Source organism: Pseudomonas sp. AL10, from assembly GCF_029960685.1.
Lineage (GTDB): Bacteria > Pseudomonadota > Gammaproteobacteria > Pseudomonadales > Pseudomonadaceae > Aquipseudomonas > Aquipseudomonas lactis.
Window position 1 is genome coordinate 184,421 of sequence record NZ_JASBQZ010000003.1, and the last position, 17,429, is coordinate 201,849.

Below are 17,429 nucleotides of genomic sequence, written 5' to 3' on the forward strand. Positions count from 1 at the left end.
GGGTCAGTGATCCTGGGTAGTGGTTTCGACGGTCTTTAGAAAATCGAGCAAGGTCGCGTTAAAGACCTCGGGTTGGTCCAAGGGCGTGGCATGGCGGGAATCTTCGATGACCACCAGTCGCGCATCGGGCAGCAGTTTTACATAGATTTCTTTCTGCGCCACGGGGGTGTAGTCATGGTCGGCGCTGATGACCAGGGTTGGACAGGTAATTCTCGACAGTTGTTCCTGTACGCCCCAGCCTACAATGGCGTCGAAGCTGGCGAGATAAGCACGTTTGTCGTTTCTTGCCCAGCGTTCGGCCATCTTGCGGCGCAGGTCGGCCTGCTCAGGTTTGGGGAACAGCCGATCGCCCAGGGCCTTGCCGATGGTGCCCAGGCTGAGCACGCGGGCCAGGGTCCAGCGTTTGGCCCACTGCCAATAGTCATCGGCACTGCGCACCTTGACCTCAGGCGCGCTGTTGACGATGCACAGGCTCTTGACCCGCAGGGGTTCATCCACTGCCAGTTGGAAGGCGATCATGCCGCCCATGGATAAACCCACCACGTGGGCCGCTGGCAGGTCGAGGTGTTCGATCAGGGCGATCAGGTCGAAGGTAAACCCCTTGATGCTGTAGCGCTCCCGGGGTTTGTCCGAGCGACCATGGCCGCGCACGTCAACTACGATCAGGCGGTAGTGTCGGGCGAGTACCGGTACTTGCAGTTCCCAATCCTGGCTGCTGGAGCCCAGGCCGTGGATCAGGACCAGCGGGTTGCCATGGCCATACTCTTCGTAATGCAGGCTGCAGCCTTCATGGTCGAACCAGGCCATGGGTGAACTCCGTTTCAGGCTTGTTGGGGGGCGGCAAAGGGCGCGTCCAAGGGAGCGGTGTCAAAGGTGCGCAGCAATTCCACAAGGATCTGCGTGGCGGGCCCCAAGGGTTTGTCTTTGTTGGAGTACAGGTAAAACGTCGGGTTGCGACTGCCGCCTTTTTCCAGGGGAAGCTGCTTGAGCACGCCTTCCTTGAGTTCGCGCTCGATCATGTGCCGGGGCAGCCAGGCAAAGCCCAGGCCGCTGCCGACGAAGGTGGCGGCGGTAGCGAGGCTGCCGACGGTCCAGCGCTGTTCGGCGCCGAGCCAGCCGACGTCGCGCGGTTGCTGGCGGCCGGAGTCGCGGATCACCACCTGCATCTGGCTCTCCAGGTCATGGAAACTCAGCTCACGGTTGAGGCGATGCAGCGAGTGATCGGGGTGAGCCACGGCGACGAACTCCACATCGCTCATTTCCGTGCCCAGGTAGCCGGGGATGATAAACCCGCAAATGGCCAGGTCCGCCATGCCGTCGAGCAGCAACTCTTCGACCCCGGACAGCACCTCTTCGCGCAGGCGCACCCGGCAGCCACGGCTTTGCGGCATAAAGGCGGTCAATGCGCGAACCAGACGTGCGCTGGGGTAAGCGGCGTCCACCACCAGGCGCACTTCGGCTTCCCAGCCCTGCTCCATGTGATGGGCGAGGTCTTCCAGCTGGCTGGCGTTTTTCACCAGTTGGCGGGAGCGGCGCAGCAGCACCTCACCGGCCTCGGTCAGCACCGCCTTGCGCCCGTCGATGCGCAGCAGCGGGACGCCGAGTTGGTCCTGCATGCGCGCCACGGTGTAGCTCACCGAAGATTGCGAACGGTGCAGCGCTTCGGCGGCTTGGGCGAAGCCGCCATGGTCGACCACGGCTTGCAAGGTGCGCCATTGATCGAGGGTAACGCGGGGCGCTTTCAAGATGAGCTCCTCTTGTCCTAAGCTGGCGGTCCTTATTGGAGACTGCCGAATGAGAAAATTGTGTTGTGTGTTGCTGGCGCTGCTGCCGATGAGCGCGTTTGCCTATCCTATCGACGTGACGAAAAAGATCGATGGCGTCAGCATTGATTACACCGCGTCCGATGTGGACGCAGACATCAGTTCGATTCAGCTAAGCAACTACGGCACCCGGGATGCTGTGTGTTCGGTAATCTTCACCAATGGCCCGGAATCGCCACGCCGCCGCACCGTGACCGTGCCAGCCGGCAAAAGCACCAACACCACGGTCAAGTTCAATCGCTCCATCATCAAGATGCGTATTGCCCTGAACTGCGCGCCAAAATAAAGCAGCAGCGGAGCATGCCCACAGGAATACTCCGCATATAAACAAATTTCTAGATGGGTTGTAGCAGTTTTTTGCGCTTTTTTATCGAATGGGCCCTGGCTAACCTTCTCTCCATCGACTTACAGCAATTACCGATGGAGCCTACGAAGCCATGTCCAATGTTCTGATCATCGAAAGCAGTGCGCGCCAGCAGGATTCCATTTCCCGCCAGCTCACCCAACAGTTCATCAGCCAATGGCAAGTCGCCCATCCGGCAGACCACATCACCGTGCGCGACGTTGCGCTCAATCCGGTCCCCCACCTGGATGCCAACCTGCTGGGTGGCTGGATGAAGCCGGCGGAGCAGCGTAACGACGACGAACAGGTATCCCTGGACCGCTCCAACGAGTTGACTGACGAATTGCTGGCCGCCGACGTGTTGGTGATGGCCGCGCCGATGTACAACTTCGCCATCCCCAGCACCCTCAAAGCCTGGCTGGATCATGTGTTGCGGGCCGGTGTGACCTTCAAATACACCGCCACCGGGCCCCAGGGTTTGTTGACCGGCAAGCGCGCCATCGTGCTTACCGCACGCGGTGGTATCCACACTGGCGCCACCTCGGATCACCAGGAACCGTACCTGCGTCAGGTCATGGCATTTATCGGCATTCATGACGTTACCTTCATTCACGCCGAAGGCGTCAACCTGGGCGGCGACTTCCAGGAGAAGGGCGTCAATCACGCCAAGGCACTGCTGGCTCAGGTGGCCTGAGGCGTTAATCGTCAGATAATCCCGTGCTGCTTATATAGCCCCACGCAAACCCTTCAAGTACGCGTATCGAACCTCCCTTTGCACTTTTTGCTCCTGAGTGCTCCTGCCCGACTGCCGCTTTAGCGAGGTCGGGTTTTTTTTGCGCCGAGTTTCCTCAAAACCCAAAAAGCTTTACTGTCGCGCCCATTCGAAACGAGGCGCGCATGGGCTATCTACTGGTTGTCACCCTGATTCAGGCATTTTCCTTCAGCTTGATCGGCGAATACCTCGCCGGTCACGTCGACAGCTACTTTGCCGTGCTGGTGCGCGTGGTGCTGGCCGGGCTGATCTTTATTCCTTTGACGCGCTGGCGCTCGGTGGAGCCCGCGTTCATGCGCGGCATGTTGGTGATCGGCGCATTGCAGTTCGGCGTGACCTACGTCTGCCTGTACCTGAGCTTTCGTGTGCTCACGGTGCCGGAAGTGCTGCTGTTCACCATCCTCACACCGCTGCATGTGACGCTGATCGAGGACGCGCTTAATCGCCGCTTCAATCCCTGGGCGCTGGTGGCGGCCCTGGTGGCGGTGGGTGGTGCGGCGGTGATTCGTTTCGATCAGATCACCCCGCACTTTTTGATGGGGTTCTTGCTCCTGCAATTGGCCAACTTCACCTACGCCGCCGGGCAAGTCATGTACAAGCACCTGGTGGCGCGTTATCCCAGTGACCAGCCGCACTTTCGGCGTTTCGGTTATTTCTATCTGGGCGCCTTGTTGGTGGTGTTGCCGGCGTTCCTGCTGTTCGGCAAAGCTGACTTCCTGCCGCAAGCGCCGCTGCAATGGGGTGTGCTGGTGTTCCTCGGGTTGGTCAGCACCGCGCTGGGCATGTACTGGTGGAACAAGGGCGCCTGCCTGGTCAATGGCGGCACCCTGGCGGTGATGAACAACCTGCATGTGCCGGTGGGGCTGTTGCTGAACCTGTTGATCTGGAACCAGCACGAACCGCTGGGCCGTTTGGCCCTGGGCGGTCTGGTGATTCTGGGGGCGGTGTGGATCAGCCGGCTGGGTGTGCGTCGGGCGGTGCCGTCGCCATTGTGATCACCACCTTGCCTTTGGCGCGGCCTTGTTCGACATAGTCCAGGGCCGCAGCTGTGGATTCGAAAGGAAAGGTACGGTCGATGACCGGCCGGATAATCCCGGACTCGACCAGCGCGGTGATTTCATCCAGTTGGGCGCCGCTGGCACGCATGAACACAAAGTCATAGCTCACGCCTTGCTTGCGTGCTTTCCTGCGGATACCGCTGCTCAACAGGCCCATGACCAGGCCCAATACCCATGGCAGCTTCTGGGCACGGGCGAAGGCGGGCGTCGGCGGCCCGGAGATGGAGATGAGTTGACCGCCGGGCTTGAGAATCTTCAGTGACTTGGCCAGCGCATCCGCGCCTAGGCTGTTGAGCACCACATCGTAATCTCGCAGCACGGCCTCGAAGGCTTGCTGTTTATAGTCGATCACCACATCCGCGCCTAACGCCTTGACCCACTCCACATTGGCGGTGCTGGTGGTGGTCGCAACGAAGGCGCCCAAATGCTTGGCCAACTGGATAGCGATACTGCCCACTCCGCCTGAGCCCGCATGAATGAACACCTTCTGGCCTTTCTTCAGCTTCGCGGTTTCCACCAGCACCTGCCACGCCGTCAGCGCGACCAGGGGCAGGGAGGCGGCTTGCTCCATGTTGATATTCGCGGGTTTGCGCGCCAGTGCGTCTTCGTGCACAGCAATCAACTCGGCGAAGGTGCCGATACGCTGCTGAGGCGGGCGGGCGTAGACTTCGTCCCCCGGCTTGAAGCGTCGTACCGCAGCGCCGACGCTGAGCACCACGCCGGCCAGGTCATTGCCCAGTGTCAACGGCAACGCATACGGTAGGACCAGTTTGAATTCGCCTTTGGCGATCTTTGCATCCAGCACATTGACACTGCTGGCTCGCACCTGAACCAGCACGTCGTGCTCACCCACGATAGGCGCGGGGGCCTCGATGAGGCGGCCGGGCTGTTTGCCGTACCGTTCGATGGAAAATGCCTTCATGGTTCAATGCTCGTTGCTTGGCTGAGAAGGGCAGGCGCGGAGCACGCCTGCTACCGGTTGATCAGGCGTTGGCCAGATAACGCTCGGCAACCTGGGACTGCTTGATCTGCGTCAGCAGGCCTTGTCGCGCAGCTTGCAACGCGTCCCAACGGGCGCCGTCCTGCAACGGCGGAATGGTCACCGGCTCGCGGCGATCAAAACCAACCAGCGCCGCATCCACCAGATCACCCACTTCCATCACGTCCGTGAGGGTGTTGATATCAATGCCCGCACGTTCCCAGATCTCGGTACGCGTGGCGGCGGGCAGCACGGCTTGCACGTATACGCCTTTGGGCGCCAGTTCCAGGCTCATGCCCTGGGACAGGAACAGCACGAACGCCTTGGTCGCGCCGTAGACCGTCATGCCGAATTCCGGGGCCAGGCCCACTACCGAGCCAATGTTGATGATAGCGCCGTTGCCCGCTGCCGCCAGGCGGGGGGCGATGGCACTGGCCAGGCGTACCAGCGCGGTGGTGTTGAGGGTGACCAATTGCGCAACGCTGTCGGTGGACTGTTCGATAAAACTGCCGGACTGCGCGGCGCCTGCATTGTTGACCAGGGTGCCAATGCTGGCGTCATCGCGCAGGCGCGCTTCAACTGCGGCCAGGTCAGCGTTCTGGGTCAGGTCGGCCGGGAGGATATCAACGTTGACGGCGTGGTGCTCACGCAACCTGGCGGCGAGCGCTTCCAGGCGCGTGATGTCACGGGCGACCAGTACGAGGTCGTGGCCGCGTGCGGCAAAGCGTTCGGCGTAGGCGGCGCCAATGCCGGTCGAAGCGCCAGTGATCAGAACGGTGTTGGAAGTGCTCATGGTGTGATGCTCTGTGAGTGCGAGGAGGTTTTATGATGTCGGTCATAATCAAAGCTGTCAACGGTTTTGATTATGATCAACATCATAGTAATATGCCTATCTCGCAAGCGTGCAGGACCACACACACATGAAGATCACTAAGGCGCAGTCACAAAGCAATCGGGCCCATATCGTCGCGACAGCTTCCGAACTGTTCCGCGAGCGGGGTTTCGATGGCGTGGGCGTGGCCGAGTTGATGGCTGCGGCCGGTTTTACCCAAGGCGGCTTTTACAAGCACTTCGGTTCCAAGGCGGACCTGATGGCGGAAGCGGCCGCCAACAGCCTGGCGCAGTCACTGGCTGATAGCGCGGAGATGGAGGTGGAGCAGTTTTTCGAGGTTTACCTGTCCAGGCAGCACCGCGATCATCGCGGCGGTGGATGCACATTGGCGGCGTTGTGTGCCGATGCTGCCCGTCAATCGGACACGCTGAAGGCGACCTTTGCCAACGGCTTGGAAAACACCCTGCAAGCCTTGGAGGCAAAGTACAACGCGACCCACGACGCGCCACAAGAAGGCCTACGCGCGAAAATGCTCGACAGCATGGCCCATGCCATCGGCGCGATCATGCTGTCGCGGGCGTGCCCGGACGATTCCGCCCTGGCCGATGAAGTGCTTGAGGTGTGCCGCAAGGAGATTACGGCGTCACTGCCGTAATCCCGTTCGCATCACCTCATGCCGTTTCGGCGACGGACACCTGCGTGGCTCCGGCCAACGCAGGCAGCACGCCGGCGCGCAGGTCATTACCGCTTGGCTGCTGATACAGGCTTAGCCCGAACTCCGGCAACACCGCCAACAGGTAATCGAAGATATCCCCCTGGATCCGCTCGTAATCGCCCCACGCGGTGGTGCGGGTAAAGCAGTAGATCTCCAGCGGCACGCCCTGGGCCGTGGTTTGCATCTGGCGCACCATGCAGGTCATGTTCGGCTGGATGTCGGGGTGGCTTTGCAGGTACGCCAAGGCGTAGGCGCGGAAGGTGCCGAGGTTGGTCATGCGCCGACGGTTGGCCGACAGTTGCGCGCTGTGGCCCTGGGCCTCGTTCCAGGCCTTGAGTTCGGCCTGTTTGCGGCTGATGTAGCCGCTGAGCAGGTGTACCTGGGTCATGCGCACTTCTTCCTCATCGTTCAGGAAGCGTACGCCGCTGGCGTCGATGTACAGGCTGCGCTTGATACGGCGCCCACCGGAGGCCTGCATGCCACGCCATTACAACCGGTAATTTTTCATACTATCTAGACCTTCCCCGCAGTCCCTTACCCCCGAAACGCCCAAAAAACCACCAGTCCACTCATTAACCCAGGTTTTCGACAGAGGATGTCTCCCGGTGCCTTGACCCAATCTCCACAAACTATGTACTAAGTACTAAGTCCAGAAACCCCTACAAGGAGCTACCCCGAATGGAATCATCTAGCACTCCTCCGGCCCAGCTGCCAGAGCAGAACCTGAACCCCCGAGAGCTAACGCCTGCCTCCACAAAGCTCAGCCCAACCCCTCCAGAAGCTCACCAGCCCTCACAATCCCAGCAAGCCCAGCACCCTCAACCTGAAGGCGCATCAGCTCTGTCCCTGGCTCTCCACAACGCTCTGATGTACCAGCGCACTCTCCCGCGAGAAGAGCGCACTACCCACTTGGTTGAGTTTGCTTACGAAAGACTCGACGCTATAACGCGAGTGATAGAACAGCATTTGCCATCCCTCAAGCCAGACCTAAATTCGCTACAAAATCTTCTAAATATTGCCTCCCAAACAACTCTCAAACCTGAACAAGCGGCTGAGCTGAAAGAAACTTACAAACGCACCCATGAGAGCGTATTTCCTGTAAATGATAAGTATCTCTACTGGCACCACCAGCTCCATAGGCTTTCGGCAGATCACAGTTTGAGCTCTATATCGTGGGATCATTTGAAAAGGCTGGAAGAAGAATCATATGCGGATGATGAGTTAAAGGCTCTTGTTCATGAGCTGAAGTTGTCATTTGGTCGTGTGAAGGATGTGTCCGATAGCCAAGGGTTCAGGCAGATGTTTGAGTTCTACGGCGAAGCACTTGTATATTCGAAGCTCAGCAAGCACTTCAAGACTAAGCGGATCGTGGCGAAAAAAGATTCGAAGCCTGACTTCGTTTGCGCTCTGCCGAATGGAAAGGAGTTCTATGTTGAGTTGAAATCTTTGGATCTGGTGGAGGCTTCGCTTCGATCAGATCAGATGCATGAAGACGCGATGAATCAGAATATCGAAATCGAAGACCAGCTTCGGAAGGGTAATAGAATCGCGATGGCAGAAAGGGAGATCGCTCCATTTAAACCGCCGTTTGATGATGGCTCATACGATCCGCGTTCTTTTTTGCTAGTTATTAATACGCTGATGAAGAAGGCAAGGTCTGCCTTCAAAGATTCTCAGTTTGCCCAGGGCCCAACATTCGCTTTTATGCTTTGTGATCGATTGCGAATTCCCAAGGGCAACGATAGCGTCGCCCCTCAGTACTTCGACCATGATTATGAGTCAGACATTTCTGGTGTGCTTTGGAATGCATGCTTCGCCAAAATAGGTACACCAATCTCCAAAGTGCCCGACTTTGAAGGTGCTCCGACATTCGATGGTCATATGTCCAAACATGGGCTACTTGTGGATGAGTTCATCCCATTCCCGAGCGGTGCGGTTATATTCTCCACGTTTTGGGGGCAAGAGGATGCCTTGATGGGTCTCTACGACTCCAAATGGCAGCCGACTCCAGATTGGACTGAAGAAGATACTCAAAGCGTGATCCACGTGCTTTGTACCGCGTACAACGACGAACGAAACTCGTATGGTCAGTCGGTCGGCATGAACTGATCTTGCTAAGTGAAAAAACCGTCCAGCGCTAGGCTCTGTACGAAATGCATCCGAGCTCGCCCATGCTGCGTTGAACACGCGCTCGGATGCTCATTTACTCCAGTAAACTCCGCTTCGTCGCCTGTTTTCGCCTTGTCTGGCCTTCGCTCGAACACATTTCGTACAGCGCTAGGAAGTAGTGCGGGATGCCACATACAGCATCCCGCCCAAATCACGGGTAGAGCTTGAAGGTACTGTCGGGATAGCGCTGTTCAGCCCGCAACTCCCGGGTATCCAGGCCGTAGGTACGCAGCAGCCACCGTGAGTCGCCACCTGCCTCGCCACCCACTACGCCGCGCCCATGCAGTCCAACGCGATTGTTCACGAGCAGGATATCGCCAGGTGCGATGACCACCGACGCGGAGCATTCCTGACAGGCCTGCTCGAAACTCTTGATCGCTTGGCTCGCAAGCTCAGAGTCAAAATCGGTATCTGCCGCACTGTGGCTGTAGCGAATCCAGTGTCCATCCTGGGTTTCGAACAGCAGCTGGATGTCCACCATTACCTCCAGCAGAGGACTGTCCTTGCCCAAGAGCTTGCGCAGCCCAACCTTGAAAGTTTTTTGGGGGCGGAGGATGTACTGAGGCTTCGTGAGCTCTTCGATCTCCTCGTCCGTCAGCTTCTGCAGGACTGCAGAGAGGGGCATGACCGTGGTGGCAGTGCTGTTGGGATTACGAAGACCGCTCAGGCAAACGAAGTCAGGGGAGGGTGCTACGCGCTGGTCAAACTCATGCGGCTGTCCGCGAACCGGGAACGACACGCCGTCGGTGTGGCCGCGCATATTGCTCTTTGATTTGTCAGCGAAGTCACCGTCGCCCGGAAGCACCACCAAGTTCACGAACAGGTGGCCGTCATTCTCGGAGCCATATGAAATGGTGTCCGAATTGAGCGCGGCGAGGCAGACCACTGCACTGGCCCTGGCAGCGACGGTGCTGGCAACGTCAGGCACGGGGATGAACGCAGTTGGCGTATCTGGCAGATCGTGAATGTCAAAAACAGCGCGCAGATGAATCAACGGATTCGTCCAAGCACTGCGCTGGACGTCGTACAGATCGACGCCCACAGCGGTGAGAGCAGCGATGACCTGGGGTAGCAGGTAGGCGCCAAGATCCACTGGGTTGTCGAGCGCTGCGAGGCAGGATTCGAGCGAGTTATAGTGCATCCATTGGCTCACTGAACCTCGGATAGCCTTGGAAAAATGAGCGTCGATCAATTGTGTCCCTACCATCGAAAGTGATATAAAGATGATATACAGGCGCCTTTTAGCGCGCCACTGCTTCCGTCCAGATGCCCAGAGTCTACCATGAAACGTAATGTCAATTTGCCGTCTCCAGCCCTCAGCGCTCCGCTTAGGGCGTGGTCGGATTACCTGGGATGGGTGTCTGCGACGGCGGATTTTCAGGTGGTAGGGGGCGTTTGTCGGTGTACGGTTGCGATGCCGGAGGGACAGATCCTGGAGGTGCAGGCGGCGACCCCAGATCTTCTGGCCAAGCAGGTCATGGCCGACCTGACTGCCAACATGGTGGTTCCGCCGACCATGGATCGCTCAACAACATCATCGCTTCACGATGCACCGAAACAGCCGAAACAACCGAAACAGCGCCAGAAGCAACAGCAGCAGGGTGAGCCAGGGCAGGACGAACCCGGGCCCGTGATTCCCGAAGGTCTACAAACCCAAGCGTCGCCACAGGAGGTGTCTATGCGCAGTCATTACGAACCCGCTTTGCCTCGTGCATCGCAGGCGCCGCGATCTGCATCCGTGTCTAGCACCAAGGGCACATTGCAGACGGTAGGCGTGTATGTGCCGGTAGCGATGCATGAAGTGCTTAAGGCCGTTGCGGAGGAGCAGGGTAAGAAATTCTCTGTGCTCGTTCGAGAGATGGTCGAGCGTGGCCACGAGCGTTTTGAGGATGCGATCGAAGAGCATAGCGGGAGAAAGGTGCTCGACGGCTATGAGCAGAAGGTGGCGAGCTATGATGGCCAGTCCGAACAATGGATGGCCCGACTTGATCGCAAGCTCAGTCTGGAGCTCAAGTTGACCGCGAAAGAATACGGACGGTCTGCTTCTCAAATCGTCGGTGGGCTATTGGCTGAGGAGCTTTCTCATTGCCCACAAGCCCAGGCAGTCTCTACCACTGCCCAAGCAGTCGCTACTACCGCTGCCCGAGTAATCGCTGATCCAGCTGAAGTGGTACGTGCTCAAGCCGCGATTGCAGGCTTTGTAGGCCCTAAAGCCAATGAGCTGGCCAATCACCTGGGCCTTCCCGGCAAGCGAAGATTGGTCAACGAGGTGCTGGTTGGGATAGTTCGTGCACCGGGAGTCTTGATGAGAGATGTCGCCGAGTACTTCCAGGTTTCGCCAGAAGCGATGAATGAAGCGGTGAGTCTGAATTTCCGTCAGCTAGCGGCACCTTCCTTTAAGGCGCCCAACGGCCAACCAAGAGTGCTAACAGAGCCTGTTTCTTGGGAGGAGGCGGTGAAAGCGCTCCACTTACCTCATGACGAAGAGGCGCAACTGTTGGGCTTAGGGGACTGATATGAATCCTTTCGACCGTGCACGAATTCAGGCTATCAATGCACGGGCGAAACTCATCGCTGCGTGCGGTGAACAGTATCCGACCAGCCAGCAACTGATTGACGTTGCTGAAGCGACGTTAGGCATTGCGATCGAGTGGGTGTCACCCGATGACTATGCATTGGGCGGGGCAGATGCGCTCCTGCAGCGGTCGATGCGCACGATCCTGATTCGTGATGACGTTCGACAGGAGGCGAAGGCTTATCTGTTGGCTCACGAACTGGGCCATTGGTATCTCGACTCACCCCAACCTGCTCCAGGTACCTCTACCGTGTCTTTCATCGCAGACCCCGACGATGAAGCTGATACAACCACCGCTGCTAGCACCCCCAGCAGCACTAGTCCCGGAAGTGCGGTGGTGGAAGGGTATGGTGCATGGGAGCGCAACGAGCTCCAAGCAAACGTTTTTGCGCGAGAACTGTTGCTACCTAGGACGACGGCCAGGGCATTGTGGTCAGCTAGATGGCGTTCTCGATTGATAGCGTCGCATTTTCTGCTGCCGCTAGAAGTCGTAAGGCAGCAACTGGCTGATGCGCTGCTGCTCCCAGATGTCCCTCCAGTTCCTCCGGCGCCTGCACATCCCCCAAGCGATGCCCAGCGTCTTGCGGCTGAGGCTCCGGAGAAGTTCGTCAATGTGGTTGCGGGCCCAGGAACCGGTAAGACCACGACGTTGGTACACCGAGTGGCCCATTTGATCGCCATTGGGGTTCCCGCCAATAGAATTTTGGTGATGACCTTTACCAACCGTGCCGCCCAGGAGCTTGTCGAGCGACTGACCGCAGCCAATGTTCCGAATGCTTCACAGGTATGGGCTGGCACCTTCCATTCGTTTGGGCTTGAGCTCCTGCGAAAGCACCACCTTCTCTTCGGTCTGACACCTCAGATCAAGATTGCTGACGCGCTGCAGCAAGTCAGAATGATGGTCGAAGAATTGCCCACCCTGCAGCTCGAATATTTCTTCAGGTTGAGCAACCCGTATGACTGGTTGCCTGATGTGTTGAGGATCATCCATCGTCTCAAAGAAGAATTGGTCACCCCGGACGAATACGCTGCGATCGTTCGAGCATTGCCGGCGGTTCAGCCCGATGTCGAGCGAGAGCGGAACGACATAGTGACCCTCTACAGGGCCTACGAAGCCGTACTACGGCGGGAAGGGTGGGTGGACTATGCAGACCTTCTGGTTCGACCCACTGTACAGGCTCGTGATGATCGTGCGTCCCTGGCTGCCTTCCTAGAACAGTACGATCACGTCTTGGTAGATGAGTACCAGGACGTCAATCATGTGATGATCGAGTTCGTCAAAAAGATCGGATCGCCGCAACGTTACCTGTGGGTGGTCGGTGATATTCGTCAGGCTATTCATCACTGGCGTGGTGCGTCGATCCAAAGTTTGCTCAAGTTTGACGAGGCGTACGTTGCTAGAGGACAGGCCGCCTCTATCAGGCGGTACAGCTTGGACATCAACCGGCGCAGCTCTCCAGAGATTCTTCGTCTGGTTGAGCGGGCTGGAACCTACCATGTGTTGCAGCCATTCGTGCCTCTGGATCCTGTATCACCTTCTCGCTCCGTGAGCGGGGTCATGCCAGCTTTATTCCACACCCAAAGGGATGCTCAGAGCAGTGTCATCGTCGGCGAGATTACTCAGTGTCGAGCGGCGGGGCACTCGTACGGCAGTCAGGGCATCATCAGCTCAACGAATGCCCAAGTAGACAAGCTTGCTCAAGACATCGAGGCGGCTGGCATTCCTGTGTTGCACCTGGGTGAGTTGAATCAGAGGGCTGAAGTCAAAGAATTCATGTGCCTGATGCAACTGCTGACGCAGCGTTCGCCTGGAGCGCTCCTCGGCTTGTTCGGGCGTGCAAACTTGAGGATGCCGGCGGCAGACATCGAGGCGCTGACGAACCAGTCTAAGATCGGTTTCAACCACCAGCGTGGTCGTTGGCTGAGCCGTCCCACTGCAGGCCTCTCGGCGCAAGGGCAGCAGGTTGTCCAGGAATTGAGTGATTTGTTGGAAGGTGCAACGCGAAGCTCTCGCCCTTGGGTGTTTGTCTGTGACCTCCTGTTTGAAAAAGGCTTTGGGTTGGAGTCGCTGGCTGACCAGTCTGCTGCGGCGCAGATCAATCGCCTGGCGTTGTGGCAATTCCTCTACGGGGTTCGCAACAGCGATGGCGTAGGTAGCCAGGCGACGTTATCGAAGTTTTTGGTCAGAGAAGATTTTCGGCGCTACATCGGGCAACGCTCGGCGGAGCGCGCGCTTCCACCCGAGGCGGCTGCGATCGACGCTGTGAGGCTCATGACCGTCCATGGCAGCAAAGGGCTTGAGTTCGACGTCGTGCACATGGCCAACGTGGAAAAGAGCAAGTTTGGCGCAGAGGCACCGCCACGTTTTGATGAGCGCCAGGCGTTGCTGCTGCCCCCTGAAGCGTTGCACAGCACGCAAGCCCTGCGGCTCCAAGGTGAGGCAATCGAGCGGAACAATCTGTTGTACGTTGGCCTGTCCAGGGCGAAAGATCGGTTGAAGGTCTACGGCGGCACTGACGCAGCGACGATTCCCGACCCCTTGTGTGATCCTTCAGCCATCCCTGCCAGTGTCGCGCGAGCCTCTGTTCCAGTAGCGGCGCCTGTCTCGCGCGTATCCATGACACCACCCGTGGCGATGACCTACGCCGTCCTTGATGGATTCATGACCTGCTCCCTGCAATATCACTATGCCCACGAATTGGGCCTTCCGATCGAGCAGGAGTTGGATGTCTCAATTCGGGCTCGTCGAGCAGTGCTGGCAGGGCTTGAGTACGTCTACCGCGATGGAATGAAGACCGATGATGCCTTCCTGCAAGCGTGGGGCGAGAAGCCGTTGCCGACATTGGAGGAGGACAAAATGCTGATTGAGCATGCCTGGATCGCCTTCAATCGAGGTGCTGCATGGCAGCCGGGCAGCGCGTCTTACGTTCCCGAAACGACTGCCAGCGTGAATGGCCAGGCCATAACCATGCCCTGGATGCTTCGTGATGCGAGTGGTGATGTGATCTGGCTGCGCACGGGGGTAGGCCTGAGTACCGTAGCGCGAAATGTTCGACCCATCCTGGAGAACCTGGGAGGCAGACGCTGCAACCGAATGTCTATTCATTCGCTCGTCACGGGCCTTTCTGAAGACGCAGTTCCGTCTGCAAGAGCGAGCAGTACCAGTGTGTTTAAGGCGATCGCGGCATTGCGTGCTGGTGAGCGTAAAGCGAGCCGAGGCAAGCACTGCAATCGATGCGCCTATTCGACGATTTGTGCTCAGAGACACTGACCGTATCGATTGCGGGATTTGATCCATCCCCTTCATTGGCGTTGACCCAAGCGTTGCCTTGTTCAGGTTGGCCGGGGAAAGGGGCAAGATAGTAGATAAGGAAAGTACTAGCTATGACCTACATAAACTTGCCGCAAGATCAGCAGAGAGCGATCAGCGCTGTGGACATGCGGGCTCTTGACTCGGCAATTGACAGATGTGTGATGGAAGAGCGCATTTCTCCACTCTATGAGTTTGGCCTCAGGGAGTGCGGGGAGCATGTGGGTTCCGAACTAGAGGCGTTCGAGCGTGCTATGGCCGCACACAACAAAGCCAAGGCTTTTGCAAAACGCGAGCAAACCAAGGCCGATCTGTTACACGCCGGTCGAGACCTGGCCCATGCTGTAGCTGCAATGAAAGATCGCGTTGAAACAGAACAGGAAGAAGGGCAGCTGTTTCGAATTGATGACCAAATGAGATCGCCCTTTCATCTCAGTAATCGGTTAACCGTCAGCATTGATTATAGTTGGCGGTCTTCCCCAGCATCAGATTGGGCGAGGGGACAGATCACGTTTATCTACGCCTATTCACCGCTACCGGATTACTCACAGCCCCTTTCTAAACGTAAGCCCAGCAAAGCCAAGGCAGCACGTGATCACCAAGATGAACTGTACCGCCAATGGGAATACTTGAAGGGACAGGCATTGTGCGCTGTTAGGGATTTCTTCCGCCAGGGTGGAACTGGACACGACATCCCTGAAGCCCTTGATGCTAAACCAGATCCCTATAGTGGGACGCTGAATAACTTCAGTTGCCGCTTCTGGCAGCCAGCTTAGCCATAGCGCTCGATGCTGCATTAGCCTCGATTTGACAGGCCGACATGGCGTCGGGCGTGAGCGCAAAAACGTCACGCCCCTCCACATAATGTGATGCAGTTCACAGAAATCGCAGAAATCTCCAATTCTGAATTAGCGTTCGCTACGTGAATTCTGCGCACGAAAAGCCCCCTAGCCCTCTCGCATTTCAAATTTGACCACCATGATTTTGAATTTTCGCGCTAAAACGAACACCCTCACATCCCAATTTTAAATTTAGGCAGTATTAAGGGGCTTATTGTCTCTAATATGGCCGGCCAAATTTTGCATTCTTGGGTGGCGGCGCTCATGTATTTTTGCTATTTCTAAAAAATCGATGGTAGCGATGTGCTCGTGAAAGTTTTATATCCTGCGACGGAAAAAGCATGGCGTTTGTAAGGAAAATCAAAACACTATATAGGAATGACAGTACCGGCAAGGAGCGTCAGCTCCCTGCGTTGCTCACTCAAGATGGTATTTTAATATCTCATTTACGATTCTTGGCTGATCCGGATTACTATAGGAAAAGTGAAGAATGGCGAACGAGGAACATTTACGCGATTCGAATGCTGGTTAAGTACATTCAAGCTAATGAAGGCGTGTTCGAAAAAGCTACTGAATTGCTCAAGTCTTTTGCGGTCGCTGTCGAATACGGGACTATTGATATCGATACGCAGCGAGATCCTAGTGGGCTTTATTGGTTAACGCGTTCCGCAACTGATGCACGTACAATGATAGGCCATGTTACCGCCTACACAGACTGGCTCGCCGAACAGCCCGAGTTTGGTCAGCCCCGACTCAATCCATTTCGTACTGCTACCTCACTTGAGGAGCGTATGAACTGGTGTGCCTACTATCACAAGGAAGCTAATGTTTTCCTGGCTCACCTTCGCAATCCCGACGAGGCAGCCAGAAAATTGAAATTGGTGCGCACTGTGCGAGGGCCTGATATACCCATGTCACAGAAAATTACCAAGCGGTTTCCTGAGCGTGAGTTCCATAATCTGCTTACCAACGGTTGGACGAGGTCGTGTAGCGATCCCAACGCTACAGAGCATGCCTTTATTGACTACAAAGGTAGGGCGATGACGATACTGATGCACTACGGTGGCCTTAGGAAGAGTGAGATTTTTCACACGTATCTGCAAGATATCATTATCGACCGCAAGCTGAATGAGGCGGTGGTTCGGATCAGTCATCCGTCTTTGGGCAGAGCACCTGAAGAAGGCTATACGAATCGCCAAGATTATCTGAATCGACGGTATAGCATGCAGCCTAGGCATAAGTATCCAACGTCAAACGCGCTCCATGCTGGCTGGAAGTCGCCGATGCTTACTGAGGATTATGTAGAAGTACATTTCTGCCCTCCTGAAGCATCGAAGGACTTCTTGTATAACTTCATCATGTACTTGCAGCATCAGCGGGTAGACCCAGAACCTGACGATGATCACCCATATGCGTTCACTAACACTCATGGTCGTCCCGAAACGCTGAAGAACTTCAATCGGCAACACTGTGACGCGGTGAATAGAATCGGGCTTGTCCACAGGAAAAAACTGGGTACAACCGAGCACGGTCACCGCCATGCTTACGGATATCGCATGATCGAGAAGGGTGTTAAGCCGAATATCATCCAAAAAGCCATGCACCATAAAAATCCGAATTCATACAAAGTCTATACGCAGCCTGACGCCGACGATGTTCGCAAAGCCTTCGAAGAAGCCGAGCGCAATGGCGCATAAGCGCTGACTCCAGGCGCCGCTTGGCACATTCGAGCCGAGCAGAAACTGACCTTTCCGCGAGACACCCCAGTAATCCATCAGCTCTCAGCCCACCTTCCGGCGGTGCTGGGTGCAGCTGGATCGCCTCAGGGATGCATGTCAAAAATGTGATGGCTGTCACAAAACCATCAATTATCTTCAATTTAAAAACAGCCTCCAAAACCTCCATTCTCGGCCTTCAATTCAGAATTGAGCGCTGCTACATGAAAATCTGCGGACGAAATTCAGTGTTATTACCATCAGATTCAAATCTCGCCAGCTCAATTTTGAATTGAGTC

At 56.7% G+C, this 17,429-nt stretch carries 14 protein-coding genes and 1 pseudogene; 9 read left to right on the top strand and 6 right to left on the bottom strand.

All coding sequences use genetic code 11. The features are described 5' to 3' along the window. Positions 1–3: 3 nt before the first annotated feature. Positions 4–807, bottom strand: a complete 804-nt coding sequence (locus QK296_RS05300) for an alpha/beta hydrolase (RefSeq protein ID WP_169856752.1) — start codon at positions 805–807, stop codon at positions 4–6. Between the two features lie 14 nt (positions 808–821). Beyond that, positions 822–1,745: a LysR family transcriptional regulator gene (locus QK296_RS05305; RefSeq protein WP_003193120.1), complete on the bottom strand. Its 924-nt coding sequence runs from the start codon at positions 1,743–1,745 to the stop codon at positions 822–824. Positions 1,746–1,794: 49 nt separating this feature from the next. Here QK296_RS05305 and QK296_RS05310 point away from each other — a divergent pair, with 49 nt between their 5' ends. The 3 genes from QK296_RS05310 to QK296_RS05320 all read left to right on the top strand — a co-directional run bounded on the left by QK296_RS05310 (position 1,795) and on the right by QK296_RS05320 (position 3,933). Next, complete coding sequence (locus tag QK296_RS05310; RefSeq protein WP_034136150.1) at positions 1,795–2,109, top strand: 3-phosphoglycerate kinase; 315 nt, start codon at positions 1,795–1,797, stop codon at positions 2,107–2,109. A 151-nt stretch (positions 2,110–2,260) separates the two neighbouring features. After that, positions 2,261–2,860, top strand: a complete 600-nt coding sequence (locus tag QK296_RS05315) for an FMN-dependent NADH-azoreductase (protein ID WP_044275035.1) — start codon at positions 2,261–2,263, stop codon at positions 2,858–2,860. 203 nt (positions 2,861–3,063) lie between these two features. Then, complete coding sequence (locus QK296_RS05320) at positions 3,064–3,933, top strand: carboxylate/amino acid/amine transporter (protein WP_003193117.1); 870 nt, start codon at positions 3,064–3,066, stop codon at positions 3,931–3,933. Here QK296_RS05320 and QK296_RS05325 read toward each other — a convergent pair. Next, positions 3,890–4,918: an NADP-dependent oxidoreductase gene (locus QK296_RS05325; protein ID WP_003193115.1), complete on the bottom strand. Its 1,029-nt coding sequence runs from the start codon at positions 4,916–4,918 to the stop codon at positions 3,890–3,892. The genes QK296_RS05320 and QK296_RS05325 overlap by 44 nt on opposite strands. Before the next feature lie 61 nt (positions 4,919–4,979). Next, positions 4,980–5,768: an SDR family oxidoreductase gene (locus QK296_RS05330; protein WP_192001639.1), complete on the bottom strand. Its 789-nt coding sequence runs from the start codon at positions 5,766–5,768 to the stop codon at positions 4,980–4,982. 127 nt (positions 5,769–5,895) lie between these two features. Here QK296_RS05330 and QK296_RS05335 point away from each other — a divergent pair, with 127 nt between their 5' ends. Continuing rightward, positions 5,896–6,462, top strand: coding sequence for a TetR/AcrR family transcriptional regulator (locus QK296_RS05335; RefSeq protein ID WP_282390678.1), 567 nt, complete (start codon positions 5,896–5,898; stop codon positions 6,460–6,462). A 16-nt stretch (positions 6,463–6,478) separates the two neighbouring features. Here the strand turns inward: QK296_RS05335 and QK296_RS05340 are convergent. Continuing rightward, positions 6,479–7,009 (bottom strand): annotated as a pseudogene (locus QK296_RS05340) (mechanosensitive ion channel family protein); the annotation flags it as partial. A 191-nt stretch (positions 7,010–7,200) separates the two neighbouring features. Between QK296_RS05340 and QK296_RS05345 the strand changes: the two are divergent. Beyond that, positions 7,201–8,631, top strand: a complete 1,431-nt coding sequence (locus QK296_RS05345) for a hypothetical protein (RefSeq protein ID WP_016771195.1) — start codon at positions 7,201–7,203, stop codon at positions 8,629–8,631. Positions 8,632–8,842: 211 nt separating this feature from the next. On the opposite strand, the gene QK296_RS05350 is transcribed toward QK296_RS05345, so the two are convergent. Next, positions 8,843–9,832: a TauD/TfdA family dioxygenase gene (locus QK296_RS05350; RefSeq protein ID WP_282390679.1), complete on the bottom strand. Its 990-nt coding sequence runs from the start codon at positions 9,830–9,832 to the stop codon at positions 8,843–8,845. 141 nt (positions 9,833–9,973) lie between these two features. Here QK296_RS05350 and QK296_RS05355 point away from each other — a divergent pair, with 141 nt between their 5' ends. From QK296_RS05355 to gmtY, 4 genes are all read left to right on the top strand, one after another. Next, positions 9,974–11,206, top strand: coding sequence for a hypothetical protein (locus tag QK296_RS05355; RefSeq protein WP_259198007.1), 1,233 nt, complete (start codon positions 9,974–9,976; stop codon positions 11,204–11,206). 1 nt (position 11,207) lies between these two features. Then, the gene (locus QK296_RS05360) at positions 11,208–14,537 is read left to right on the top strand and encodes a UvrD-helicase domain-containing protein (protein WP_259198005.1); all 3,330 of its coding nucleotides are present in this window, start codon (positions 11,208–11,210) and stop codon (positions 14,535–14,537) included. 113 nt (positions 14,538–14,650) lie between these two features. Further along, positions 14,651–15,352, top strand: coding sequence for a hypothetical protein (locus tag QK296_RS05365; protein WP_282390680.1), 702 nt, complete (start codon positions 14,651–14,653; stop codon positions 15,350–15,352). 404 nt (positions 15,353–15,756) lie between these two features. Then, positions 15,757–17,112, top strand: coding sequence for a gamma-mobile-trio recombinase GmtY (gene gmtY, locus QK296_RS05370; RefSeq protein ID WP_259198001.1), 1,356 nt, complete (start codon positions 15,757–15,759; stop codon positions 17,110–17,112). Positions 17,113–17,429 lie beyond the last annotated feature (317 nt).